We start from the raw sequence: 22823 nt of genomic DNA, 5'->3' as shown, positions 1-22823 counted from the left end.
TCATCCTCGTTGCCAAGCCCCTGGGCGTGTTCGTCGTCCGCGACGGGCAGGCGTCGTGGGTGCCGGCCGTGGACGCGAACCGGATAGCCCTGATTGGCGTGATCACCGGCCTGCTCGCGGCGGTGATCACCAGCCTGGCGGTGTTGCGACAGCCGCCCTGGCCGCGCATCACGATCAGGGACTATAGGTAACGCCGACCGCGCGGAATACGTACTCGGGCGGCATGTCGAAGGCCAGCGAACGCCGCGGCAGGGCGCCGAGCACGTCGGCCGGAATGTCGACCTTGTAGTGCAGCGACAGCTCACCGCTGAACTTCTCGTCGACCTGGGCGACGTCGACGTCGAGCAGCAATCCCGTGTCCGAGATCTCCACCTTCGCCGGCCCCGTCTGCGGCGCGTCCCAGCGGACGTTGACGGTCGGGCCGGCCAGCTTCGGCAGCATCGACAGCGTTGCCAACACCCGCTCCGAGGTGAAGACCAGCGAGCCGGTGTAGCTGGCGACGCTGTGCGACAAACGGACCCCGGGGATGACACCCCTGAACCGCCGCGTCACGGCGACGTAGTCAGCAAGGTGGATAAGGCCTTCGGCCTCGGCCTCGGCATGCAACTGCTCGGGCAGCTTCCCGATGCCGAACAACTTGCGAACAAAGACGGCCATACCGCCAGTATGACCCGGCCACGAAGCTGGTATCGGTTGATCATGGCCCGTCCACGCACCTACCTGGCAGTTTTGGTGGCCCTGGCGGCCGTGGCGCTCTACGCCCTGATGTGGGTGGGTTACCGGCAGGACTGGCATTGGCTGCACCGCTGTGATTGGTCGTTGTTGAACGCTGCGCACGCCGTCGGGGTCAAGCACCCGATGTGGGTGCGGTTCTGGTCGGGGGTGTCCTTTGCGCTGGGCCCGGTGCCGCTGCGGCTGCTGGGCGTGCTGGCGACGGTTGCCGCCCTGGTGATGCGCAACGTGCGGGCGGCGCTGGTGCTGCTGGCCTGCGCCCCACTGAGCGGTCTGGTGACGGTGGCGGCCAAGGCGTTGGCGAAGCGCCCGCGGCCCTCGACGATGCTGGTGCCCGAGTCGGCCACCTCGTTTCCTTCCGGGCACGCGCTCGAGGCGACGGCCGCCCTGCTTGCGATGGTGTGCTTCGTGTTGCCGATGGTGAATCGGTCGATGGGCCGCGTGCTGATCGCTGTGACCGGGCTGAGCTTGCTGGCGATCGGAAACGCGAGGGTCGCGTTGAACGTGCATTACCCATCCGACGTGCTGGCCGGCTGGTCGATGGGATATCTGTATTTTCTGTTGTGCCTGTTGATATTTCGGCCGGTGGTTCGTCCCGCTTCGTTAAATCCCTGCGGCGGAGGGCATTTGATCACGGCGCAGTGACCTAACCGGTTCTAAAGCTTGACTTGACCTTGAGTCCAGGTCGGTTTGACGATTGAGGTCATGCGCCGACTGATCGCTTCGCTTTGCGTCTTGTCATGCGCGGTGTTCGCAGCGCTGGCACTGGCGCCGACAAGTGGCGCGGCCGGCACGCCGTGGTTCGCAAACGCGGTTGGCAATGCCAATCAAGTGGTTTCGGTTGCGAGCACCGGCGGGTCAAACGCCTCGATGGACATCTACCAGCGCAGCGCCGCCGGCTGGCAGGCACTGCGGACCGGCATTCCCACGCACGTCGGTTCGGCGGGCATGGCACCGCAGGCCAAGAGCGGGGTACCGGCCACCCCGATGGGTGTCTACACCCTCGACTCCGCCTTCGGCACCGCGGCGAATCCCGGTACCGGGCTGCCGTACACCCAAGTCAACGGAGGCAACTACTGGTGGAGCGGCGACGACCACAGCCCCACCTTCAACTCCATGCAGGTCTGTCAGAGGGCGCAGTGCCCGTTCAACACGGCCGACAGCGAAAACCTGCAAATCCCGCAGTACAAGCACGCGGTTGTGATGGGCGTCAACAAGAACAAGGTTCCGGGCGGCGGCGCGGCATTCTTCTTCCACACCACCGACGGCAAGCCGACCGAGGGATGCGTGGCGGTCGATGACGCTCAGTTGGTGTCGATCATGAAATGGCTGCGGCCCGGCGCGGTGATCGCGATTACCAAGTAGCTCAATCGGCAAGCGCGCGACCGGGTTCGACCTTGAAATCGAGACCCTTCAACGACATCGTGGCGTCGTAGGTTCGGTCGTAGCCGGTGACGCTGATCTTCCACCCGTCCTTGGTGCGTTGGTATTCGTCGCGGTAGAAGGCCGCACCGATCAGCATGAAGTTGAAATCGGCCACGATGACCCGGTCCTGCAGATACCAACTGCCCGTTGCGGTATCGCCGTCGACGAGGATCTCCGGGTGAGTCACCCGGTGCTCGGTGATGACGTTCGCGGGTAGCGACGTCCGCATGTACTCCACCAGGTCGGTGCGGTTGGTGAAGTGCAACTCGTTGCCGAGCGAGGGGCCGTAGTCGGCCTTGATGTCCTCGGCGAGAGTGTCGGCGTAGTCGTCCCAGTGCTTGGTGTCCAGTGCGCGCAGATACCGGAATTTGAGCTGCTTGATGGCTTCGATATCGGCCAGTTCCTCCAGGGTCATCACGTCATTGCAGCACACGGGTGACCATGTCGATCAGGGCCCGTCGCTCCAGGCTCCAATCGACGGCCGTACCGGTGACCAGCTGCGCCAGCACCACCCCCCGTAGGGTCGCCCAGATGACCTCGGCCACACCGGCATTCGCCGGATCGGTGGTGATCAGACGGCCGAGCTGGCCGATCGCGTCGTTCATCTCGAGCAGGTGCCGCCGCGAGGACTGGCCCAGGCCGCCCCGGGTCGCCCGCAGGATTTCGAAGGCGGCCATCGAGGTGGGGCTGCTGTAGCAGTCCCATGCGGTGTCGATGACGACCTCGATGCGCTCCCGCAACGGCAGATCGCTGACCTCGGCGGCCGACAGGCTCTCGATCAACCTGTCCACGCCGTCGTCGACGACAGCCATCAGCAGGCCGTTGCGATCGCCGAAGTGGTACTGGATGACTCCCCAGGTGACACCCGCGCGCTCGGCCACGTGCTTGGCGGTGGCGGCGGAGAACCCTTCCTCCGTGATGCACCGGACCGTCTCCTCGATGATCCTGGCCCGCGTGTCGTCGCCGCGCTTGCGCGGCGCGCTGGTGCGCCTGGTGGGACCGATGGGCCGTCCAGGCGTCTGGCCTGCAACAATGGACATTGTTGACTTTATAACATAGTCGAGTCTATTTTTGTGCCGTGAGCAGCCCCTCTCGATTCGCGCACCTGTCCCGTGACCAACTGGTCGTTTTGGTTCCCGAGCTGCTTTTGATCGGGCACATGATCGACCGTTCCGGAATGGCTTGGTGCATCAGCTCGTTCGGCCGCGAGGAGATGGTGCAGATCGCCATCGAGGAATGGGCGGGCGCCAGCCCGATCTACACCAAGCGTATGCAGCAGGCGCTGAACTACGAGGGCACTGACGTGCCCACCATCTTCAAGGGCCTGCAGCTGGACATCGGCGCTCCGCCGCAATTCATGGATTTCCGCTACACCATCCACGACCGCTGGCACGGCGAATTCCAGCTCGACCACTGCGGCGCCCTGCTCGATGTGGAGCCGATGGGCGAGCAGTACGTGTTCGGCATGTGCCACACCATCGAGGACCCGACGTTCGACGCCACCGCGGTGGCCACGAATCCGCGCGCCCAGATGCGCCCGCTGCACCGGCCGCCGCGGGTGCCTTCGGACCGGCATCCGCACTGCGCATGGACCGTCATCATCGACGAGTCCCATCCCGAGGCCCAAAGCATTCCGGCGCTGGACATCGTGCGTCAAAAGCGCGCTGCGACATGGGGGCTCGACGCCATCGACGGATCCGACGAAGGGCAGGCGGACTATTCAGGCCCGTTGCTGTCCGATTTCGACTTCGGCGCCTTCTCGCACTCGGCGCTGGTCCGGATGGCCGACGAGGTCTGCCTGCAAATGCATCTGCTGTACCTGTCGTTCGCCGTCGCCGTGCGGGCACGTGCGGCCGACGACGCGGAAGCCGCCGCGGTGGGCACCCGGGGCCTGATCGGCCTGGCCGGCCTTGGCGCCGAACGCATTCACCGCGCGCTGGGATTGCCCGGTGGGGTAGCGGGCGTGCTGCGGGTGTTCGACTTGCACCCGCTGCTCAACCCCGCGGGCTACGTCGTGGCGGAGACGGAATCAAATCGGCTGATCGTGCATCGGTCGCCGGCCCACGACGACGGTTCCTGGATATCGCTGTGCTCCCCGGAATCCGTGCAACCGCTACAAGCCATCGCCACTGCGGTGGATCCACACATCGAAGTCCGGGTTAGCGGCACGGGTACCGACTGGACGGCCGAATTCACCGAAACCGACACCGTCGCGGACGAACTGCCAGAGGTTTCGGTCGCGAAAGTCAGTGGCGGGTCGACGTTCCAATTCGAGCCGAGGCGTTCGCTGCCGCTCACCGTGGTGTGACATAACGCGATTTGTCAAGGGGTCTGCGGTACCACTTCGGTGAAGCAACCGCATCGACCAGGTACCGATGATGTTGCAAGCCATCGGCTTTGGGCGTGTCCACGGCTATCGTTAACGCTGGCCACCGACCCCTATAGACGAAAGTATTCGATCTATGTACGACCCACTTGGGTTGTCGATCGGGACCACCAACCTGGTCGCTGCGCGAAATGAAAGCCCACCGGTAATCCGGCGTTCGGTGCTGACGCTTTATCCGCACTGCGCGCCGAAAATCGGCTTGCCCGAAAATGATCCGTACCCAGGCGAGCCTGGCGTGCTGATGAAGAACTTTGTGGAGCGCATCGGCGACTCAGTGGCGCTGGTGTCCTCCGATGGGTCAGCGCATGACCCGGAACTTCTTACGGTGGAAGCTCTGGACGCCATGGTGCTCGCCGCCGGCGCGGACGCGGCGTCTGCGGAGATTTCCATTGCCGTTCCCGCGTACTGGAAACCGAGTACCGTGCAGGCGCTGCGCGACGGCCTGCGCACGCATCTTGGCTTCGTCCGAAGCGGCATGGCGCCCCGGTTGGTGTCGGACGCGATCGCGTCGCTGACCGCGGTCAAGGCCGAACTCGGCCTGCCCGACGAGGGCGTGGTGGGGCTGCTCGATTTCGGTGGTGGCGGCACGTCGGCAACCCTGGTGAACATCGAGGGGGACTTCGAGCTCATCAGCGCCACAATGCGTTACCCGGCGCTGTCCGGCGACGAGATCGACCAGGAGTTGATGTTCCGTGTCTTCGAGGGACTGGGCCGCGGCAGCGGCATCGACCCGGGCAGCACCGCCGGTGTCGGCCAGCTCAGCGAACTGAAGGAATACTGCCGGGCCGCAAAGGAACAGCTCTCGACCGACGTGTCCACCGAGATCGTCGCCCAGCTCGGCGAGCGGAGCTGCGCACTGACGGTGACGCGAGACGAACTCGAAGAGCTGATACAGGACCGGCTGACCGGCTTCATCTACGCCTTCGACGACCTGCTGGTCCGTCACCGCAAGGGCTGGAATGACCTCGCTGCGGTGGTCACGGTCGGCGGTGGAGCACAGATTCCGCTTGTCGCGGAACGGCTTACGATGCACGGCCGCACGCCCGTCCTGATGCCCGCGCAGCCCGCCGTCGCGGCCGCGTGCGGATCGCTTGCGCTCGCGTCGCGCGGCGAGCAGCTGGATCTCCGGACGCGGACGTCCATCGGCCTGCTGGCCGCCGCGAATGCCACCGGCGAAGTCGTGGACCTGGGCGCCGGCGATGTGCTGGTGATCGACCACGAGGCGATGACGGACCGCGAATTGGCTTGGTCGCAAACCGAATACCCCGGCGATCTGCGGATGCGGTTCGGCGGCGAGACCTACGACGAGGACGGCCCTTCCGGCTGGTCGATGCGGCTCAACGTGATCGACCCGCCCAGGGAACGGCCGTGGCGACGTCTTCGGTTGTCCCAGTTGATCATCGGGATGTCCGCCGTGGTCGCCATGACGGCGATCGGCGGGGTGGCCTACACGCTGACGGGCATTGAGAACCGTCAGGCGCCGCCCGCGCCGTCGGTGGCGCCGCTGCCGGCGCCGCCGGCCAGCCCCGTCGCGCCGCGCCCGGTCGCGCCGCCGCCTCCCACGGTGGTGCCGCCGCCGCCCAGCGCCGCGCCGATCCCAAGCCCCGAGCCGCCGCCTCCTCCACCGCCGCCGCCTCCACCGCCCCCGCCGCCGGCTCCGCCTCCACCGGTGGTGGTGACCACGCCGCCCGCGCCGGTCTACACGCCGCGGCACACCGCGCCGCCCACGACGCACGAACCACCGCCGGTCACGACCACGCAGACGCCGACGATGACGACCACGACGCCACCACCGCCGCCGCCCACGACGACGCCGCCGCCCTTGGCGACTCAGGAGACGCCAACCACCACGCAGCCGCCGATGACGACGGAGTGGATACGCGTCCCGTTGCTGCCGGTGCCGATACCGGTCCCGGTGCCGGCGAAGCCGACTCCCCAGTACCAGGGCCCGCAATACGAGCCGCCGCAATATCAGCCCGACTATCCGGGCAACTCGTATCCGGGGAGCCAGTATCCGGGGAACTCCCAGAATCCATTCCTGAGTCCGGGGTACTGATGCATCCGTCGTGACGCACCCCACGGGCGCGTCCGGCCGCACGCGGGTAGCGTGGTGGCACCCAGATCGGGCGAGGTCTCTCTTTTGATGCCCTCATAGAGGGGCCGTGAAGGACCTTGGAGGCGCAAGTGGATTTCGTGCTTGGGGTGTCGATGGCCCCCGAGACGGTCCGCCTGGTAGTCATCGAGGGCCAGGATGCTGACGGTGTCACCGTCGAACAGGACGAGTTCGAGGTCACCGGCGGCGGTGCCTTGGCCCCTACAGGCGCGATCGATCAGGTCATGGCGGCTATCGGTGGCACCCGCGAAGGGGCGCGCGAAGGCGGCCACCGGCTGGCGTCGACGGGGGTGACCTGCACCAACCCCGTACTGGCCGGCGCGCTGCGCGATGCGATGACCGATCGGGACGTCGAGGGTGTGATGCTCGTCGCGCCGTTGCTGGCCGCCGCCGCGCTGGCTCAGACGGTGGGTGGTGCGCTGGGCTACGAGCACATCGCGATGTTGTTCGTGGAGCCCGAGAGCGCGACGCTGGCCGTCGTGGATGTCGGCGACGGTTCGATCGTCGACCTGCACCGGCACCGGATCACCGCCCCGGCCGCCCCGCAGGAGGTTCGGGCGGCCGAGCTGGCGACCATGGTCGCGGGCCTGGACGCGCGGGGGTCCTGGGCGGACGGCGTGTTCCTGATCGGCTGCGGAACGGACATCGTCGCTCTCAAGCCAGCACTCGAGGCGGCGACCCCGCTCCAGGTGACCGCCCCCGAAGAGCCGGACATGGCGCTGGCCCGCGGGGCGGCGCTGGCTTCGGCGAATGCGCCGTTGTTCTCCTCGTCGACGGTGGCGCTGGCCTACGCGCTGGACCCGGGGACCGGAGAGATGAGTCCCCGGGCGTTCAGTCTGGCCTCCGACGATGTGTGGGACGACCCCGATGCGCGCACCGGCGCCCTGGCCTACAGCGCCGTCGAGGACCACCGGGCGTACGTTCGCGTCAGGCGTCCGCGCAAACGCTGGCCGATGGTGCTGGCAGGTAGCGCGGTGGCCGCGATCGCGGTCGCCGTGGCGGGCGTCGTGCTGGTTTCGGTGCCGTCCGGCAACCGGCTGTCCGCGGTGCAGAACAACCCACGCGTCGCCGCACCGGCGACCCCGCCGCCTGCCGCGCCGCCGAGCGCGCCGCCGGAAGCGCAGGTGCCCGCCCCGAGCCCGCCGGCTCCCGCGCCCACGCCCACGGCTCCGCCCCAGACCGAGGCGGCGGCCCCCGCGCCCGCGCCGGCCCCTGCGCCCACCCCGACGCAGCGGCCGACGCCGCATACCGAGGTGATCCCGGCCCCGGCGGCGCCGGTCTATCGCGCCCCGACGCAGCCGGCACCGCAGTACGTGCCGCCCACCCAGCCGCAGGCGCCCGCGCCGTCCGCCCCGGCGTATTCGCCGCCGCAATACACCCCACCTCCGCAGGCGCCCCCGCCCGCACCGGTGCAGCAGCCCAGTCAGCCGCCGGTCACGATGTACCTGCACCTTCCGTTCGTCACGGTGCCGATTCCGATCAACCCACCGCACCCACCACCGTCGCAGTAACACGTGGCGAACGGTGTCGCGTGAGCGCACACTGGCAATAACGGCGAGCGGCAAGGAGGTCGCGTGGGCGAGTACGGAGGCTTCGGCTTCGATCCCGAAGAGTTCGATCGGATGATCAGGGAAGGCAGCGAGGGGCTGCGTGAGGTGTTGGAGCGGGTCGGCAGGTTCGTCGGCGCTCCCGGTGGCCGGACGGCGTGGTCGTCCATTTTCGAAGACCTGTCGCGGCGTCCGCGCCCCACTCCCGAGACGGCCGGCGAAGCCGGCGACGGCGTGTGGGCCATCTACACGGTTGATGCCGACGGTGGCGCTCGCGTCGAGCAGGTGTACGCGAGCGAGCTCGACGCGCTGCGTGCGAACCAGGGCAACGTCGACCCGAAGCGCAAAGTGCGCTTCCTGCCGTACGGCATCGCGGTCAGCGTCCTCGACGACGACTCCGAAGAGCCTTTCGAAGAGCCTTTCGAAGAGCAGTCGTAACGCTCGTCTCAGCCCTGCTGGACGACGTTCGAGTCCCCGGAGTTGTCGATCTTCGGGGTGCCCGAGTGGTAGGTCACCTTGTTGTCGAAGCCGGAGGCTTCGATGCTGTCGACCGCTTCGATGGTGATCGAGTTCTTCACACCGGACACCGACAGGCTGGTGCAATGCCCGGTGATCACTACGGTGTTGGACACCCCGCTGACGCTGACGACGTTGTCGTTGCAGGCGATCGTCCGGTTCTCATTGATGCCGGCAACGCTCAGCGGCGCGCCCGGCGGTGAAACCGGCGAGGTCGACGGCGAGGGTGGATTGGCCTGGGCCGCCGACGGGCCGGGCGCAAACGGGATGCTGGCCGGCGGGGCGAACGATCGCGACACGGTCGGTGGGGACGTGATGATCGATCTCACCCCGGATATCTGGTGTGCGGCGAAGGCGGCGATACCGCCCGCGAGCGCCACCACGCCAATGGCGATGACCGAACCCAGGATCCACCACATGCGGTTGCCCGAGGAGCTTTGCGGTGGCGGTCCGGCATACGGGGAGCCGCCGTAAGTCCACGGGGGCGGCGCCGGTGGCGGCGGGCCCGCCGGAGCGGGGGGATACGGCGAATAACCTTGGCCAGCGGGCTGTGCACTGCCCATCTCGGACGCCCGCGCCGAATCGGCGAGCGGGCGCTCGAGTTCCCGGATCCGCTCTTCCGGGTCTTCGTTTGCTGCCATGGAATGAATATGCCATTCGCTTCGGTACTTTCGGCGTGTTCGGTAGTTTCTGTTCGTGGCCGACATGCCGAACCGTCAGATCCTGTTGCGTCGCCGTCCCACCGGGCTCGTGCAGCCGGATGACACCGAGATGGTCACCATCCCGGCGCCCACGCCCGCCGAGGGGGAGGCCCTACTTCGGACCACATATGTCGGGATCGACGCCGCCGCGCGCACCTGGCTCGATGACCAGCCCAGCTACCTGCCGCCGGTGCAGTTAGGTGAGGTCATCCGGGCGGCCGGAATCGGCGAGGTGGTCGAGTCTCGATGCGATGCCTACGCCGTCGGCGACGTGGTGACCACGCTGACCGGTTTTCAGGAGTACGCGATCATCCGCGACGACCTGTTCAGCACACCGATCCCGGGCGAGGACGACCAGCTGGCGATCATGTCGGTGTACGGGCCGACGGGCGCCACCGCCTACTTCGGCATGACGGACATCGGCAGGCCGCAGCCCGGGGAGACGGTCGTGGTATCGGCTGCCGGGGGAGCCACCGGATCGGTCGCCGGGCAGATCGCCAAGATCGCCGGCGCCCGGGTGGTAGGCATCGCGGGCGGGCCGGAGAAGTGCCGGTCGGTGGTCGAGGACTTCGGCTTCGACGCCTGCATCGACTACAAGAACGACGACCTGGTCGCGGCACTGAAACAGCACTGCCCGAAGCGCGTCGACGTCTATTTCGACAACGTGGGAGGGCCGATCCTCGACGCGGTGCTGGGGCGCCTGGCCTCACACGCCCGGGTCGTGTTGTGCGGCGTCATCTCCAGCTACCTGACCGGCGAGCACCCGGGACCGGCCAACTACGTGAACCTGCTTTCCAAGACCGCACTCATGCAGGGGTTCAACGCACTCGAGCAGTGGGGCCGATTCGACGAGGCGTTCGCCTCGCTGCGGAAGTGGGAGGCCGAGGGCCGGCTCAAGCCCCGGCAGACCGTCTTTGAGGGCATCGAGTCCTGCGTCGACGCCCTCAACGGACTGTTCACCGGCGCCAACATCGGGAAGACGTTGGTCAAGCTGAGCGAGCCCTCGACCCCCTGACGCCCTAGTCCTCGCCGAGGACTCGGTGCAGCGTCTTCTTGGCCTCGCGCAGGGCGTCGAGAACCTTGGTCCGCGCCTCGGCGAGCTGTTGCTTCTGCTCGTCGGTGCCCGTCCACGTGATCGTGCGTGCCAGGCCGGCAATCTCGAACAGCTCCCTGCGGATCTTGAAGACGTCGCCGAACTTGGCGGCCCGCCCCAAGAACGCGTGCGCTGTCTCGCTGCTGATGCCCCGCCAGGCCAGCAGATTCCGGCCGAGCTCGGTCAGCGTGGCCACGCCGTTGTCGACGGTGACGACGCCGCGCCCCGCGAGCAATCCGATGGCGAGCTCAGCCACGTCCTGCGGAGGCGTGAATGCGCCGTCGGTCGCGTCGGTCACCCGTTGCACGATCTGCGCGGCGTCGGCCGGGCCATCGAGCAGCAGCGCCGCCGTGACGAAGGCCGCACGCTTCAGATGATGCCTGCCGTGTTTGCCACCGGGCCCGCCGAAGCCGGGACCACCAAAGCCGGGCCCACCGAAACCGGGCCCACCGAAACCGGGCCCACCGAAGCCGGGACCGCCAAAGCCGGGCCCACCGAAACCGGGCCCACCGAATCCCGGGCCACCGAAACCAGGCCCGCCAAAACCACCGAACATCGTTGTTGTTCCTTTCTTCAGCCCCTTCTGGGACCATCAACTTCCTTGATACCACCGGCCGAAAGGATGTCAACCTGCTTGATAATCGCGGCGAAAATGCCTGCTTACAAGCCGAACGACCGCAGAACTCTGTCGCTCGCTCCGTTGCTGAACGGTCGCCGGCGGGTGGTACGGGCCCGAGTGTGGGGGATGCGCCCCACCCCGGTGCGTGGTTTCATGACACCGTTTGCGAAAGTTTCCTAGGGGTATCGACGGGGTCGTTAGACCGCTTTCACGATTGGTGGTAGTCGGATGGATCGTCGCAGCATGATGCTGATGTCGGGGCTCGGCATGCTGGGGGCTGCGATGCGCTTGCCGCAGGCCTGGGCGACGCCATCGGCGCCGGCAGCACCGCCCTCGTCCGCGGGCGGACCCTACGTCTTCCAAGACGAGTTCGACGGGCCCGCGGGCTCGGCTCCCGATCCGGGCAAGTGGACGATCCAGACCTGGCAGGACGACGTGTTCCCGCCGGTCGACGGGATCTATCGCGACGACCGCCAAAACGTGTTCGTCGACGGGCACTCTAACCTCGTCCTGCGTGCCACTCACGATCTGATGAGCAACACCTATTACAGCGGCAAGCTGCGCGGCAACTTCCGTAGCATGATCAACCAGACCTGGGAAGCGAAGATCAAGCTGGACTGCCTGTACCCCGGCCTGTGGCCGTCGTTCTGGGGCGTCAACGAGGACCCGCTGCCCGACGGCGAGGTCGACATCTTCGAGTGGTACGGCAACGGCGCGTGGGCCCCGGGAACCACGGTGCACGCCGCGTCCAACGGGAAGACCTGGGAAGGCAAGTCGATTCCCGGCATGGTCGACGGCGACTGGCACACCTGGCAGATGCATTGGGGCGAGGACGGATTCCAGTTCTCGCGAGACGGGGCGCAGTACTTCAAAGTCCCGAACAAGCCCATCCACGTGCACGGCGGCGCTCCCGACGACTTCCGTTGGCCGTTCAACAATCCCGGCTATTGGATGACCCCGATGTTCACCCTCGCCGTCGGCGGGGTGGGCGCCGGTGATCCCGCCGCGGGCACCTTCCCGTCGTCGATGCTCGTCGACTACGTGCGTATCTGGTGAGAAACTACTTCGTCGCTTCGATGACCTGAACCAGGTTGAACTGCCAGCGCTCGACGAGGCGGAAGCCCAAGTCGTGCGGCACCGCGAAGGCGGGGCTCGCCCAGTAGCGCGGACCGGGCGGAATCGCCACGCCCTGCTCATGGGCAGGCTGTGATTCGTCAGCCTGCGTGATGATCCATACGACGCGGCACTGACTCAACGGCGCGGCGACGACCTCCGGGATGAGGTTGGTGTCGAAGACGTCGTTGAGGTCGGTCGCCCGCTGCCACAGCGTGAGATCGACCAGCTTGCGATACGCGTCGGGCCGCGCCGCCAGCAGGGGGCGCATCGGCGCGGGCATGAACGTCACCGTGTCGTTCACCAGCAGGCAATCGCCCGAGGACGCCTTCGCGGTGACCAGATCGGCGACCTGGCTGTAGTCCATTCCATATTTCGCATATGGGTTACGTTGTGCCCGAAGGTAATTCGGTGCCGCGGCGACGGCGAACAACGTGACCACGGCCGTTGCCACCCAGGGCTTGGCCGCCAGCGCGCCGATGCAGATACCCAGGATCAGTGCCATCGCCGGGACGGTGAAGGACAGGTACCGCGGGGTGTAGACGGGGTGCAGCAACGCCGACAAGGTCACGATGACGGCGGTCGGTATTGCGATCCAGCCGAGGGCGAGGACCAGCAATTGCCGCTCGGTCTGCGCCAGTTGTGTGGATGTGAAGCGCCACAGGACAATAGCCGCCGCCACGAGCAGCGCCGACAAAACGGCGAAGGAGGGACTTCGTTCGAAGTATTGCTGGACCGCCACGTCCTCGATGGTTCGGTGCCCGATCGGTGCGACCCATTTGATCTGGTGCACCTGCCCGATCACCTCAACGACGAACGGAGACAAGGCACCCGCCGTCAGGACGGACGTGATCGCGAAGCCTGTCACCACCTTTCGCGGGCGGTGGAATGCGCAGATGAAAACCGCGTGCACTATCAGCAGCAGCACCACATACATGTCGAGCAGAATCGACGTCGCGAGTGTGATCCCGTAAAACAGCCAGCACCAGGAGTTTTCGCGGCGCACGGCCACGACCAGCAGCACTGTCAACCACACCGCGGCCATCATGGACAGTGCATACGGTCGGGCCTCGATGCCCGCCCACGTCGCCCGGGGCAGGATCGCGCAGAAGACTCCGGATGCCACCGCCACGATGCGCGACGAGAACTGCTTGGCCAGCACCACCACGCCGGCCGCCGCGCCGCCGACGGCCAGAGCGCTCGGCACCCGCGACCAGAACTCAGTGGGTGCGAAGAGCTGGAACCAGCCGTGCATGAGCAGGTAGTAGAGGCCGTGGACGGCGTCCACATTGCCGAGCATGCGCCATAGCTGACCGAGCGAACGACTGTAGGAGGCCGAGATCGTCGCGGCCTCGTCGTACCAGAAGGACGGGCGGCCGGCCCAGCCGAGACTGATTGCGGCAGCTAGCAATCCGACGACGAGCGGGTCGAGTGCGCCCGGCAGCACGCGCCCGCGAAGCGTGCCACTACGCCGTGAATCGGTTTGGGAGGAGATCGCCGGGCCGCCAGGCACGTGGCTATGTTGCCAGACGCGAACCAGGGGGCCTGCGGCCGCTAGTTGCTCAGGTAGAGGTAATAAAGTCCGTCGGCATGCTCGCGGCAGTCCCAATGGGTGTATGCGCGGTCGTTGTAGGCGAGCTCGACGTGTGGGCCGTCGACTTCGCAGGAGGCCAGCGTCGAGTAGACGCCGTCGACCTGAATCTCATCGGCGTGCGCCACGCCCACCGCGGTGGTCATCAGCCCGCCCAGCGCCAGCACGCCGGCAGCGACAATCCGCTTCATACAAGCCCCCTCGGTAATTGGTGAGGCGAATATAGCCACTTCCCAGGGCGTCCGATCGGGAAATGAGCAACTCGGATCGTCCGGCAGTCGTTCGAACGTATGATCGATAAATGGGCGACCTGGCGTCGATCGGATACAACGGCCAACCGGTCCGCAGCCCGTTTCGGGTGGTGCGTCCGCCGGTCACGGTGCTGGTCGACCTGACCGTCCTCTTTCCGCGCCAGCCACACCGTTCGGGTCGCTATCAGCCCAACGGTCTGCAACTGCACAAGGTCGTCGAGGGACGGCTGAGCTGCTGGGGCGTCTGCGAGCAGGGCGACTGGTGGGGGCTGGTGACCTATCCGGTCGCATACGGCTCCAAGCGGAGAACGGTGACGCACTGGGTGCCCGCCTGGACGCTGCGCCGCAAACGCTAGCCGTGTGCGGTTAAACCGTGCCTGCGCCGCACGCCAATGCGATGATGCTGCCCGTGGCAGGTAACTGGGTTCCCGTGCTGACCAAGCTCATTCCGCTCGGACTGGTCATCGCCCTCTCACCGATCACGGTCATCCCGGCGGTGCTGGTCTTGCACGCGCCCCGGCCGCGGCCGGCCGGCCTGGCCTTCCTCGCGGGCTGGGTGCTGGGCCTGGTCGCACTGACCGCGGCGTTCACCGAGGCCTCCGGCCTCCTCGAGGGCCTGCGCCCCCAGACACCGCCGGCCTGGGTGTCCTGGCTGCGGGTGGTCTTCGGCTTGGCGCTGATCGGGTACGGCGTGTTCAGTTGGATCACCCGGCATCGCCACACCAAGACGCCCGGCTGGCTGCGTACGTTCTCCACGCTGACGCCGCTGCGCGCCGGGCTGACCGGGCTGGCGCTCGCGCCACTGCGACCCGAGGTGCTGATCCTGTCCGCGGCGGCCGGATTGGCCATCGGCACCGAGCGGTTGAACGTGCCGGCCGCGCTGACGGTGGGAGCGGTGTTCGTGGTCGTCTCCGCGTCGACCGTCGCGATCCCCATCCTGGCTTTCGTCGGCGCCGGCGACCGCCTCGACCACGCGCTGGACCGCCTCAAGACGTGGATGGAGGAAAACCACGGCGCGATGATGGCGGTCATCTTGGTCGTGATCGGTTTGATCGTGCTCTACAACGGAATTCACGCTCTGTAGCAACACGGTTTACACACTTTGCCAGCGCGGCCGGGGTGTCGATGGGAAGATTGCTGCCCATGGCAGGAAGCTGGGGCAACGTGCTCACCGGGCTCGTTCCGCTTGGACTGGTCATCTCCCTCTCGCCGCTCACGGTGATCCCGGCGGTGCTGGTGCTGCAGGCGCCGCGTCCGCGACCGAGCGGCCTTGCGTTCCTGGGCGGCTGGGTGCTCGGGATCGCCGGGCTGACGGCGCTGTCGGTAGCGGCGTCCGGGCTGCTCGGCGGCCTGGACAAGTCGCCGCCGAGATGGTCGTCGTGGCTGCGCGTGGTTTTCGGGACGGCGCTGATCGTGTACGGCATCTACAAGTGGATGACCCGGAAGGGCCACTCCGAGTCGCCGGCCTGGATGCGTTCGTTCGCCAGCATCACCCCGACGCGTTCCGGTCTGATGGGTGCGGCGCTGGCCGCGGTGCGGCCCGATGTTGCACTGATCTGTGTCCCAGCCGGATTGGCCATCGGCACCAGCGGGCTCGATCCCGTCGACGACTGGCTGGCCGCCGCGTTCTTCGTCGCCATCGCGGCGTCAAGCGTCGCGATCCCGATCCTGGCCTACGCGGCGGCCGGCAGCCGGCTCGACGACACGCTGGCTCGGCTCAAAGACTGGATGGACAAGAACAACGCGGCGCTGCTCGCTGTGGTGCTCGTCGTGATCGGCGCGATGGTGCTCTACCACGGGATTCACGCGCTATAGCCCCCGTCGGCCAGGCCGGCATCCGCCTCGAGCCTGTTCGTCGCGCCAAAGATCAACTCGCGGAACAGTTCCCAGCTGTAGGCCCTGAGCATGCCCACATGGCCGCGCTCCGCCCATTGCCGGCAGTGTCGCTCTTCGTGATGGAGCAACCGGTCCAGATCGATGCGCTCGGAGGAGATGATGCGGCGCAGTAGCGCGGCGGGGTCGGTGCGTCTGCCCGTGTTGATCATGAAGATGTCACCCCAGGTGGTGCCACCCCGCTGGCTGAATTGCCGTTGGATCAGATTGCCCCCCGCACCCATGAGAATGCCGTTCGGCGTCGTGGCGAGTCGCCCGCCGTTGCGGTGCACGAACGCGACGTCGCGGGCGTAGCTCCAGCCGTTGGCTTTCTGCCGGTTCATGATTCGCGCGATCTCGGCGGCGCCATAGGGCGTCGCGGGGAAGTCGGTCGGCCGCCTTCCGGTCCTGCCGTAGTCGGTGCCCGCGTTCAGGACGTAGGTCAACAGCGCCGCCTCGCGTACGTCGTCGCCGTCGGTGTCCGGCGGGATGAGGAAGAAGGATTTGCCCCTCGGGTCTTTGATCTCCGCCATATTCCCCAGCAATTCGAAGCTTTCGGGAATGAGGTCGAATCGCTGCCCGATCTCGGAGACGATATGGGTGCCCACGCCGCGGCGCTGGGCGTTTTCCCGCCAACTCGTCCAATGTCCTTGTCCATCCATGTCTTTGGGCCTACAACCCCTCGGTCAGGTCGCGCACTTGCGCATACCGCGCCAGCACCTCGGGTGCCGGGTCGGCGGTGTATTCGACGGCCGCGGGCGGATGCCAGGACGGTGGTAGCGGCGATCCGCTCAACGCCCAGGCCGCCTGTCGCGCCGCACCCCGTGCTACGTACTCCGCCGGTGCGGGCGCCAGCACCGGGATGCCGAACACCGCGGGCGCTATCCGTAGCAGCGCCGTCGACCGGGCACCGCCGCCGACCAGCAAGACGCGGTGCACCGCAACGCCGTGCCCGGTCAGGTGCGCGATGCCGTCGGCCAGCGAGCACAGCAGTCCCTCCACCGCGGATCTGGCGAGGTTGGCCGGTGAAGCATTCGCCACCCGCAGGCCGTGCAGCGCGCCAGAAGCGTTGGGGCGATTGGGAGTTCGCTCGCCCTCCAGGTACGGCACCAGGACCAGCCCCGCGCTGCCCGGTGGCGCCGACAGCGCGAGCCGGGACAACTCGTCGTGGTCGACGCGCAGCATCGCGGCCGCCGCATCGAGCACCCGCGCGCCGTTGAGCGTGCACACCAACGGGAGATAGCGGCCGGTACCGTCGGCGAATCCCGCGACGGCGCCCGAGTCGTCGCGCACCGGGACGGCGCTGACCGCGGCCACCACCCCGGACGTACCGATCGAGACGATCACATCGCCTTCCTCGGCGCCCAGCCCGAGTGCCGCGGCGGCGTTATCCCCGAGCCCCGCGCCGAAGGTGGGCCCGTCGCAGGCGAGCGGTTGCGACGGGCCCAGCACCGCCGGCACTTTGGGCCTGCGCCCGCGCAGGGCCAATTCCAAGAGGTCGAGCCGGTATTCGCCCGTCGCGGCGTCGTAGTAACCGGTGCCGCTGGCGTCGCTGCGGTCGGTGGTCAGCCACGCGATACCGGTCTCGTCGCGGAGCCGCCAGCTCAGCCAGTCGTGCGGCAGGCAGACGGCCGCCGTGCGGTCGGCATGCCGAGGTTCGTTGTCGGCCAGCCAGCGCAGCTTGGCCGCCGTGATCGCCGCCAGCGGCACGACGCCCACGGCCTGCGCCCACGCGCGCGCTCCGCCCAACTCGTCGACGAGCGCGACCGCGGCCTCGGCCGACCGCACGTCGTTCCAGAGCAGCGCGGGCCGCACCACGCGGCCGACCTCGTCGAGGCACACCATGCCGTGTTGTTGCGCGCCGACCGCGACCGCGGCGACGCCGTCCAGGCCGCCCGCGGCCGCGATCGCGTCTCGTGCGGCCGATTCCCATGCCGCCGGGTCGATTTCGGTCCCTTGCGGGTGGCCGGCGCGTCCTTCGCGGACCACCTCGCCGGTGCCGGCGTCACAGATGAGCACCTTGCATGACTGCGTTGACGAGTCGATACCGGCGACCAGCCTCACGATTCGTCACCTGACAGCACACCGACGCCGAAATGCACAATGCCGACACCGATTTGGCCGCGCCGGTACGCCGGGACCGGCGCGGCGAAACGGTGCTCCGGAATTACGGCACCGCTATGCGCTCGGGCACAGATCGCGCAGGGTGTAGATCACGACGTCCGCGGCCTGCCGACCGTTGATCCCACCGGTGCCCTGGTCGGCGTCGGACTCCTGCAGCGCCAAGCCCTCGAGTTGTTGGGGAGAAGCGCCCCAAGACAGCTGTTGGCAAAGCCGCTGGCCCATCGACAGCAGCGCTTCGTCGCCGCCGTTGATCGGGTGGATTCCCGCGTTGTGCAGGTCGTTGAGATAGGACGCCTGATCGGCCCGCGCCGGGCTGGCCCAGACAACCCCGGCGAGCAGAAGTGGGCCAGCCGCGAGTGCTGCTCCCATGAACCGGCCATAGGGCCGCCGTGCTGCCATGCAACCTTCTCCTTCGTCCGTGCCCGATTCGGATGCTGCACTTTTACTTACACGAAAGTTGCGAGAAATACGCGGCAGAACGCAATTCCGAAGGATGAATAGTCGCCAAAGACCGGTTAGCTACCGATCACTAGGCGCCGGGGCACAGATCCCGGAGGGCGATATTGACGACGGCCACGGCTTGTTGGGGATCGAGCCCACCGGCGCCCTGGTTGGCGTCGGACCGTTGCAGCGCCAGGCCCTCCAGCTGGGAGGGAGGAGCGCCCCAAGACAGTTGCTGGCAGACCGCCGCACCCATCTGCAACAGCGCCGGATCGCCGCCGCTCACCGCGTGGATTCCGTCCCTGTGCAGGTCGTTGACGAAAGAGTTCGCGTCGGCTTGGGCCGGGCTGGCCCACACGAGCCCCGCTAGCAGAAGTGGGCTACCTACCAGCGCTGTGCCCATGATCCGGCCATAGAGGCTTTGAGTTGCCATGACCCCTTCTCCCGTGCCTGTTCACCATTGAGCCCTATTTTGTTCACTTATATGAAACCTTTCGGACATGGCCCGTGCACTGAAGATCGCCTGTGAATGACCTGCGGAAAAATAAAGTCACCGAGATCGCAAGTGCTGTCGGTCTGGGCGAGAGGGCATTGCGGCGAGTCGGCCCGCGCGGCCGCCGCTGCGTCGGTCCGATGGCGGCGGCGACGGCGCCGGACTTTTCGTCCCGGATGGCCGCGAAAATGACAGGCGGCCCCCTTTCCGGGGTAATTAAACGCGCCGAGGGTTCCTTCTCGGCTGGGTGCCTTTTGGCGTTTCCGTAGCGGCAGGCTGAACGCCTTAAAAGTCCAACATCACCATTTGGAAACGGCGCGGTGCGGCGTGTCTTGAGTATTGCGTCGGCCATTAACAATGAGTGCGTCGTCGAAAGACGGTTGGGACAGCTATGCGGTTCTGCTGAACCATTTAAATTCAAAATGGTGAGCACGAAAAAAGGAGTTACGTTGATGACGATCTTCGATCGATTCAGCATCGGAGTTGTTGCCAGCGCGGGGTTGTGTGGAGCCGCTATCGCCATGAGCCCGGACGCGGCAGCCGTCCCGCTGAAAACGGGCGGCTACGCGTGCATCCAAGGGCAGGCGGGCGAGGCAGCCGCTGGAGCGCCGGCAGCCGCCGGAGCGCCGGCAGCCGCCGGTGCGACCCTGGCCGCAGGCGGACCCGCGGCCGCGGACACGTGCAGCGCTGCACTCACCGACATGGCGGGCGCCGGCGTTCCGCTTGTTGTCCCTGGACCGATCCCGGCGGGCGCCCCCGTTCCGCTGGGCGGTCTTCCGCTGGTTCCCCCGGTGCCGCTCGGCGCTCCTGTACCGCCGGTGATTCCGGCCGGAGCCCCGCTGGTGGCACTCGGTGGTGCGCCGTTGGCCGCCGGTCTCCCCGTGGATCCGGTTGCTCCGCTCATCGACATGGCCGGGACCGGTAAGGGCGCGCCGACCGGTCCGGAGCCCGCCGGCGGCCCCATGCCCGGACAGCCGGTTCCGGCGGGGCCCGCCAGCTGAGGCCGATCCCCTCCGAAATCGCGTAGACCCGCTGGGTGCTCACCCAGCGGGTCTGTCGCGTTGTAAGTAAAGATGATTGGCCGCGCTAATTCGCAGCATTATTGGCGCCAAGCCGCACGGCAGGACGGCATTCAGAATCGCCCGCACGCGGGGAATGCCGCGGGGCGGTGGGGAAATCGGTGGCGGTTATTCTTCTACAATTACCGGGTCGCCAACGTGGACCGTGTTGTAGTACCACTCGGCATCCTGGGGACTCAGGCTTATGCAGCCGTGGCTGACATTGTCGAATCCCATTGAATTGACGGCCCAAGGAGCCGAATGCACGAAGAGGCCGCGATTGCTGATCCGCACGGCGTCATTGACCGTCAGCCGGTAGCCGTCGGGATCGTCGACCGGGATCCCGACGCTGCTCGAATCCATCACGATCGAGCTCTCTTTGCCCAGGACGCTGTAGGTGCCGGCCGGGGTCGGGTACTCCGGCCTGCCCATCGAGGCCGGCATTACTCCCTCTTCTCCCCAGTGGGGACGGTGATGCGGCGCAGGCAGTGGCTGGGGCGGGTCCGCCTGGACTCCGTCGATGGTCACGGTGAACGTGTGCTCCGAAACGTTGGCGACACCGACGACGGCGGGACCCGTTTTGAACTCCGTGGACTCGCCGTCCACCGCGAGTGCCACCGTGGTGTGCGCCGGCCAGAAGTGGTCGGGAACCCATTGCACGACTTTGTTATCCAGCCATTGGAATTTGCCACTCATGGCGGGCGCCGCTTTGATGTCGATGGCGTGCTCGGCGGCCTGCCGGTTGGCGACGGGTGAATTGAATGTCACCACCACGGGGTGCGCCACGCCCACGACCTGTCCCCGCGCCGGTAGCACCGAGGCGACGTCGAGTCCGTGTGAATGGTTCGCCGAAGCCAGGCTGAACCCGGCCGGCGCCGCGACGACACTCGCAGCCACCCCGACGACGGCAAGACCGCACCGAACAACAGCCCGCATGGCCCCTGCTCCTTTAACTGACAGCGTTGTAATAGCCATGATCGTAAAGCCGCCTGACCTGCGGAAGTACAAGGGCGCGTTAGTATTTCGATTACGCCTTGGTCACGTTTCGGCTACGGCGGTTTAGGAGCCGATTCCGGCCAGTTCGTGTGCGACCGAATCGAATGCTCGCAGCGTGTCCCACAACATCTGCGGGTCCCCGGCGTCCGGCTGGGTGGACAACTTGGCCGCGACAACCTCCGCGGCGCGGTTGACGTAGATCATCTGACCGCACATGCCCTGGCACAACAGGACATTGCTGCCCGGGCAGGGGAACCACACCTGGTTGCGGTACATCCCGCCTGGCATCTGGTTGTCGTCGGGACTGGCGTCGAACGCCTGACGCGAGTCGGGACCGCCGTCGAGGGTGTCGGCGATCCACGACGCCGGTACCACCTGCTGGCCCGTCAACGAGACACCGTCGTGCAAGAACAGCGACCCGAACCGGATCATGTCGGTGAGGCAGGCGTTAATGCCACCGTCGAAAAAGCCGGTGCCTTCCGAGTCGATGCCGATGGTGGCGTCACAATGCGCACCGATGCGGCTCCACAGCAGTTCCGACATCAGCTCGGGCATCCGCTGGCCGCCGACCACCTCGCAGATCCAGCCAAGCACGTCGGTTTCACACGATCGGTATTGAAACGGACCGCCGTGCTCCGACTTCTGCCGCAAGGTCAGTAGGAACTCGCGCAGCGTGGCCGGGACGTCCGGGCCGCTTCGCGGTGCCCACCCCATCGCCTGGTCGAGGACGTGTACCTCCGCGGTCGGGTGAAGGTAGTTGTCTGAGAAGGCAATACCCGAGCGCATGTCCAGCAGGTGGCGCACCGTCGCGCCGGCGTAGCCGCAATTCGCCAGGGCGGGAACGTATGTCGTGACCAGCGCGTCAAGCTCGATCGCGCCGGCCCCGTGCAGTGCGCCCACCACGACTCCCACCAGCGACTTGCTCACCGAGAACAACAGGTGCCGGGTGTGGGCTTGCATGCCCGCGAAGTACTCCTCGGCCACCAACGCGCCACGGTGTGCGACGGCCCACCCGTCCGTGGCGGTGCCGGCCATCACCGCGCCCACGGAAGTGGCGACCCCTTCGGTGGAGGTCAGGAGGATCTCGGCGATCGGAGCACCCGCTGCGGGCAACTCGGCAATCGGCCCGGTGCCCCGCGAGATCAGAGCCGTCGACACGAACTCCTCGACGTGCTGGAACGACCAACGCGAATATGGCTCGGAGAGCCAGTTTTCCAGCGAGATACCCGCCGGGGCGCTGATCACGCGCGCGCGACGAGCCGTGAGACGATCGGCGCGGCCGGTGTCAGGGGAGTTGAGACGAACTTCGCCTTCATGCCGTTGACCCAGCGCCGGCAGCGTTCGCTGAGCTGATAGTCGTCGGTCTGCAGGTGTGAGCGGGTGACGAGCACGCCGAGTTGCGCGCCCTCGGAACGTAAGTCGCCCGGGGCCGCGACACGCATGTAGAAGGCCTCGGACCCGTCGAGCAACGTGGCCCAGTCGTTGGCGGACCGCGCGAAGGAGACGCGACCGTCGTCGTCGATACGCCATACACCGGTGCGCGGCGTCGCCGTGAAGATCTCGATATCCGGCGACGTCTCCGTGATGATCACCTGGCCCCAAACTTCGTCTTCGCCATAGCCGCGCTCCCAGCGCGCGTTGATCTCGTCGATGTCGAGCTCGTACTCCACGTCCATGTACTCGAGCAGGTGAAAGAGGAACAGCGGCATGTCGGCGTAGGCCTCGGTGGTCAGGTTCGTCATCGGGCTGGCG

The 22823-nt window shown here is 67.0% G+C and carries 27 protein-coding genes and 1 pseudogene; 13 read left to right on the top strand and 15 right to left on the bottom strand.

Annotation, left to right across the window (positions count from 1 at the left end; translation table 11 throughout):
* Positions 1 to 191, top strand: a 191-nt coding sequence (locus tag JOZ00_RS01175) for a hypothetical protein (RefSeq protein WP_293338610.1), incomplete at its 5' end; no start/stop codon positions are given.
* On the opposite strand, the gene JOZ00_RS01170 is transcribed toward JOZ00_RS01175, so the two are convergent.
* Positions 175 to 657 carry a hypothetical protein gene (locus JOZ00_RS01170; protein ID WP_293338608.1) on the bottom strand — a complete coding sequence of 161 codons (483 nt, stop codon included), beginning with the start codon at positions 655 to 657 and terminating at the stop codon, positions 175 to 177. The two genes, JOZ00_RS01175 and JOZ00_RS01170, sit on opposite strands and share 17 nt — an antisense overlap.
* 42 nt (positions 658 to 699) lie before the next feature.
* Between JOZ00_RS01170 and JOZ00_RS01165 the strand changes: the two genes are divergently transcribed.
* Entirely contained in the window at positions 700 to 1377 is a 678-nt protein-coding gene (locus JOZ00_RS01165; RefSeq protein ID WP_293338606.1) for a phosphatase PAP2 family protein, read from the top strand.
* A 60-nt stretch (positions 1378 to 1437) separates the two neighbouring features.
* Positions 1438 to 2097 (top strand): L,D-transpeptidase, encoded by a 660-nt coding sequence (locus JOZ00_RS01160; RefSeq protein ID WP_293338604.1) that lies wholly within the window; start codon positions 1438 to 1440, stop codon positions 2095 to 2097.
* Between the two features lies 1 nt (position 2098).
* Here the strand turns inward: JOZ00_RS01160 and JOZ00_RS01155 are convergent, their stop codons facing one another.
* Positions 2099 to 2590, bottom strand: a complete 492-nt coding sequence (locus tag JOZ00_RS01155; protein ID WP_293338602.1) for a nuclear transport factor 2 family protein — start codon at positions 2588 to 2590, stop codon at positions 2099 to 2101.
* A complete protein-coding gene (locus tag JOZ00_RS01150) occupies positions 2577 to 3197 on the bottom strand; it encodes a TetR/AcrR family transcriptional regulator (protein WP_293338601.1) in 621 nt (206 codons plus the stop codon). The genes JOZ00_RS01155 and JOZ00_RS01150 overlap by 14 nt, the downstream gene beginning before the upstream one ends.
* 38 nt (positions 3198 to 3235) lie before the next feature.
* Between JOZ00_RS01150 and JOZ00_RS01145 the strand changes: the two genes are divergently transcribed.
* The 4 genes from JOZ00_RS01145 to JOZ00_RS01130 all read left to right on the top strand — a co-directional run bounded on the left by JOZ00_RS01145 (position 3236) and on the right by JOZ00_RS01130 (position 8641).
* The gene (locus tag JOZ00_RS01145; protein ID WP_293338599.1) at positions 3236 to 4465 is read left to right on the top strand and encodes a hypothetical protein; all 1230 of its coding nucleotides are present in this window, start codon (positions 3236 to 3238) and stop codon (positions 4463 to 4465) included.
* 154 nt (positions 4466 to 4619) lie between these two features.
* The gene (locus JOZ00_RS01140; protein ID WP_293338597.1) at positions 4620 to 6599 is read left to right on the top strand and encodes an Hsp70 family protein; all 1980 of its coding nucleotides are present in this window, start codon (positions 4620 to 4622) and stop codon (positions 6597 to 6599) included.
* 128 nt (positions 6600 to 6727) lie between these two features.
* Positions 6728 to 8167, top strand: coding sequence for a hypothetical protein (locus tag JOZ00_RS01135; protein WP_293338595.1), 1440 nt, complete (start codon positions 6728 to 6730; stop codon positions 8165 to 8167).
* 63 nt (positions 8168 to 8230) lie between these two features.
* The gene (locus tag JOZ00_RS01130) at positions 8231 to 8641 is read left to right on the top strand and encodes a hypothetical protein (RefSeq protein ID WP_293338593.1); all 411 of its coding nucleotides are present in this window, start codon (positions 8231 to 8233) and stop codon (positions 8639 to 8641) included.
* Positions 8642 to 8649: 8 nt separating this feature from the next.
* Here the strand turns inward: JOZ00_RS01130 and JOZ00_RS01125 are convergent, their stop codons facing one another.
* On the bottom strand, positions 8650 to 9360 hold the full coding sequence (locus JOZ00_RS01125; RefSeq protein ID WP_293338591.1) for a DUF3060 domain-containing protein: 711 nt from the start codon (positions 9358 to 9360) through the stop codon (positions 8650 to 8652).
* Positions 9361 to 9415: 55 nt separating this feature from the next.
* On the opposite strand from JOZ00_RS01125, the gene JOZ00_RS01120 reads away from it, so the two are divergent.
* Positions 9416 to 10435, top strand: a complete 1020-nt coding sequence (locus JOZ00_RS01120; protein ID WP_293338589.1) for an NADP-dependent oxidoreductase — start codon at positions 9416 to 9418, stop codon at positions 10433 to 10435.
* 4 nt (positions 10436 to 10439) lie between these two features.
* Here the strand turns inward: JOZ00_RS01120 and JOZ00_RS27640 are convergent, their stop codons facing one another.
* Together JOZ00_RS27640 and JOZ00_RS27635 are read right to left on the bottom strand one after the other, a co-directional pair.
* On the bottom strand, positions 10440 to 10811 hold the full coding sequence (locus JOZ00_RS27640; RefSeq protein WP_366022222.1) for a hypothetical protein: 372 nt from the start codon (positions 10809 to 10811) through the stop codon (positions 10440 to 10442).
* Entirely contained in the window at positions 10762 to 11106 is a 345-nt protein-coding gene (locus JOZ00_RS27635) for a pentapeptide repeat-containing protein (RefSeq protein WP_366022220.1), read from the bottom strand. The genes JOZ00_RS27640 and JOZ00_RS27635 overlap by 50 nt, the downstream gene beginning before the upstream one ends.
* A gap of 254 nt (positions 11107 to 11360) precedes the next feature.
* Between JOZ00_RS27635 and JOZ00_RS01110 the strand changes: the two genes are divergently transcribed.
* A complete protein-coding gene (locus JOZ00_RS01110) occupies positions 11361 to 12188 on the top strand; it encodes a glycoside hydrolase family 16 protein (RefSeq protein ID WP_293338585.1) in 828 nt (275 codons plus the stop codon).
* Between the two features lie 4 nt (positions 12189 to 12192).
* Here JOZ00_RS01110 and JOZ00_RS01105 read toward each other — a convergent pair whose 3' ends face one another.
* Positions 12193 to 13692, bottom strand: a complete 1500-nt coding sequence (locus JOZ00_RS01105) for a glycosyltransferase family 39 protein (protein WP_293338618.1) — start codon at positions 13690 to 13692, stop codon at positions 12193 to 12195.
* Between the two features lie 107 nt (positions 13693 to 13799).
* Complete coding sequence (locus JOZ00_RS01100; RefSeq protein ID WP_293338583.1) at positions 13800 to 14027, bottom strand: hypothetical protein; 228 nt, start codon at positions 14025 to 14027, stop codon at positions 13800 to 13802.
* 110 nt (positions 14028 to 14137) lie between these two features.
* Between JOZ00_RS01100 and JOZ00_RS01095 the strand changes: the two genes are divergently transcribed.
* Genes JOZ00_RS01095 through JOZ00_RS01085 form a run of 3 tightly spaced genes read left to right on the top strand, consistent with a single transcriptional unit; the run spans position 14138 to position 15902 of the window.
* Positions 14138 to 14443 carry a hypothetical protein gene (locus JOZ00_RS01095; protein WP_293338581.1) on the top strand — a complete coding sequence of 102 codons (306 nt, stop codon included), beginning with the start codon at positions 14138 to 14140 and terminating at the stop codon, positions 14441 to 14443.
* A 44-nt stretch (positions 14444 to 14487) separates the two neighbouring features.
* Entirely contained in the window at positions 14488 to 15171 is a 684-nt protein-coding gene (locus tag JOZ00_RS01090) for a GAP family protein (protein ID WP_293338616.1), read from the top strand.
* A gap of 59 nt (positions 15172 to 15230) precedes the next feature.
* Entirely contained in the window at positions 15231 to 15902 is a 672-nt protein-coding gene (locus tag JOZ00_RS01085; RefSeq protein WP_293338579.1) for a GAP family protein, read from the top strand.
* Here the strand turns inward: JOZ00_RS01085 and JOZ00_RS01080 are convergent.
* The 4 genes from JOZ00_RS01080 to JOZ00_RS01065 all read right to left on the bottom strand — a co-directional run bounded on the left by JOZ00_RS01080 (position 15890) and on the right by JOZ00_RS01065 (position 18957).
* The gene (locus JOZ00_RS01080) at positions 15890 to 16621 is read right to left on the bottom strand and encodes a hypothetical protein (RefSeq protein ID WP_293338577.1); all 732 of its coding nucleotides are present in this window, start codon (positions 16619 to 16621) and stop codon (positions 15890 to 15892) included. The genes JOZ00_RS01085 and JOZ00_RS01080 overlap by 13 nt on opposite strands.
* Positions 16622 to 16631: 10 nt before the next feature.
* Entirely contained in the window at positions 16632 to 18023 is a 1392-nt protein-coding gene (locus tag JOZ00_RS01075) for an FGGY family carbohydrate kinase (RefSeq protein WP_293338575.1), read from the bottom strand.
* Between the two features lie 114 nt (positions 18024 to 18137).
* Positions 18138 to 18452, bottom strand: a complete 315-nt coding sequence (locus JOZ00_RS01070) for a DUF732 domain-containing protein (protein ID WP_293338614.1) — start codon at positions 18450 to 18452, stop codon at positions 18138 to 18140.
* A 160-nt stretch (positions 18453 to 18612) separates the two neighbouring features.
* Positions 18613 to 18957, bottom strand: a complete 345-nt coding sequence (locus JOZ00_RS01065) for a DUF732 domain-containing protein (protein WP_293338573.1) — start codon at positions 18955 to 18957, stop codon at positions 18613 to 18615.
* Positions 18958 to 19469: 512 nt separating this feature from the next.
* Here JOZ00_RS01065 and JOZ00_RS01060 point away from each other — a divergent pair.
* Positions 19470 to 20018 carry a hypothetical protein gene (locus JOZ00_RS01060; RefSeq protein ID WP_293338571.1) on the top strand — a complete coding sequence of 183 codons (549 nt, stop codon included), beginning with the start codon at positions 19470 to 19472 and terminating at the stop codon, positions 20016 to 20018.
* Between the two features lie 186 nt (positions 20019 to 20204).
* On the opposite strand, the gene JOZ00_RS01055 is transcribed toward JOZ00_RS01060, so the two are convergent.
* The 3 genes and pseudogenes from JOZ00_RS01055 to JOZ00_RS01045 form a co-directional block, all read right to left on the bottom strand.
* Positions 20205 to 21011 (bottom strand): L,D-transpeptidase, encoded by an 807-nt coding sequence (locus JOZ00_RS01055; RefSeq protein ID WP_293338569.1) that lies wholly within the window; start codon positions 21009 to 21011, stop codon positions 20205 to 20207.
* A gap of 123 nt (positions 21012 to 21134) precedes the next feature.
* Positions 21135 to 22313, bottom strand: a complete 1179-nt coding sequence (locus tag JOZ00_RS01050) for a serine hydrolase (protein ID WP_293338612.1) — start codon at positions 22311 to 22313, stop codon at positions 21135 to 21137.
* Positions 22313 to 22823, bottom strand: a pseudogene (locus JOZ00_RS01045) (hypothetical protein); the annotation flags it as partial. The gene JOZ00_RS01050 and the pseudogene JOZ00_RS01045, both read right to left, overlap by 1 nt.

The organism is Mycobacterium sp. (assembly GCF_019243155.1).
In the GTDB taxonomy this organism is placed as follows: Bacteria; Actinomycetota; Actinomycetes; order Mycobacteriales; family Mycobacteriaceae; genus Mycobacterium.
The sequence above is the reverse complement of the archived record's forward strand: the minus strand, read 5'-3'. Positions and strand labels throughout refer to the sequence as shown.

What these genes read in the sequence shown, in the direction of transcription:
- JOZ00_RS01170 (WP_293338608.1), bottom strand. Translation starts at nt 657, where the DNA reads ATGGCCGTCTTTGTTCGCAAGTTGTTCGGCATCGGGAAGCTGCCCGAG.
- JOZ00_RS01165 (WP_293338606.1), top strand. Translation starts at nt 700, where the DNA reads ATGGCCCGTCCACGCACCTACCTGGCAGTTTTGGTGGCCCTGGCGGCC.
- JOZ00_RS01160 (WP_293338604.1), top strand. Translation starts at nt 1,438, where the DNA reads ATGCGCCGACTGATCGCTTCGCTTTGCGTCTTGTCATGCGCGGTGTTC.
- JOZ00_RS01150 (WP_293338601.1), bottom strand. Translation starts at nt 3,197, where the DNA reads ATGTCCATTGTTGCAGGCCAGACGCCTGGACGGCCCATCGGTCCCACC.
- JOZ00_RS01140 (WP_293338597.1), top strand. Translation starts at nt 4,620, where the DNA reads ATGTACGACCCACTTGGGTTGTCGATCGGGACCACCAACCTGGTCGCT.
- JOZ00_RS01125 (WP_293338591.1), bottom strand. Translation starts at nt 9,360, where the DNA reads ATGGCAGCAAACGAAGACCCGGAAGAGCGGATCCGGGAACTCGAGCGC.
- JOZ00_RS27635 (WP_366022220.1), bottom strand. Translation starts at nt 11,106, where the DNA reads ATGGTCCCAGAAGGGGCTGAAGAAAGGAACAACAACGATGTTCGGTGG.
- JOZ00_RS01110 (WP_293338585.1), top strand. Translation starts at nt 11,361, where the DNA reads ATGGATCGTCGCAGCATGATGCTGATGTCGGGGCTCGGCATGCTGGGG.
- JOZ00_RS01100 (WP_293338583.1), bottom strand. Translation starts at nt 14,027, where the DNA reads ATGAAGCGGATTGTCGCTGCCGGCGTGCTGGCGCTGGGCGGGCTGATG.
- JOZ00_RS01095 (WP_293338581.1), top strand. Translation starts at nt 14,138, where the DNA reads ATGGGCGACCTGGCGTCGATCGGATACAACGGCCAACCGGTCCGCAGC.
- JOZ00_RS01090 (WP_293338616.1), top strand. Translation starts at nt 14,488, where the DNA reads ATGCTGCCCGTGGCAGGTAACTGGGTTCCCGTGCTGACCAAGCTCATT.
- JOZ00_RS01085 (WP_293338579.1), top strand. Translation starts at nt 15,231, where the DNA reads ATGGCAGGAAGCTGGGGCAACGTGCTCACCGGGCTCGTTCCGCTTGGA.
- JOZ00_RS01080 (WP_293338577.1), bottom strand. Translation starts at nt 16,621, where the DNA reads ATGGATGGACAAGGACATTGGACGAGTTGGCGGGAAAACGCCCAGCGC.
- JOZ00_RS01070 (WP_293338614.1), bottom strand. Translation starts at nt 18,452, where the DNA reads ATGGGAGCAGCACTCGCGGCTGGCCCACTTCTGCTCGCCGGGGTTGTC.
- JOZ00_RS01065 (WP_293338573.1), bottom strand. Translation starts at nt 18,957, where the DNA reads ATGGCAACTCAAAGCCTCTATGGCCGGATCATGGGCACAGCGCTGGTA.
- JOZ00_RS01060 (WP_293338571.1), top strand. Translation starts at nt 19,470, where the DNA reads ATGACGATCTTCGATCGATTCAGCATCGGAGTTGTTGCCAGCGCGGGG.
- JOZ00_RS01055 (WP_293338569.1), bottom strand. Translation starts at nt 21,011, where the DNA reads ATGCGGGCTGTTGTTCGGTGCGGTCTTGCCGTCGTCGGGGTGGCTGCG.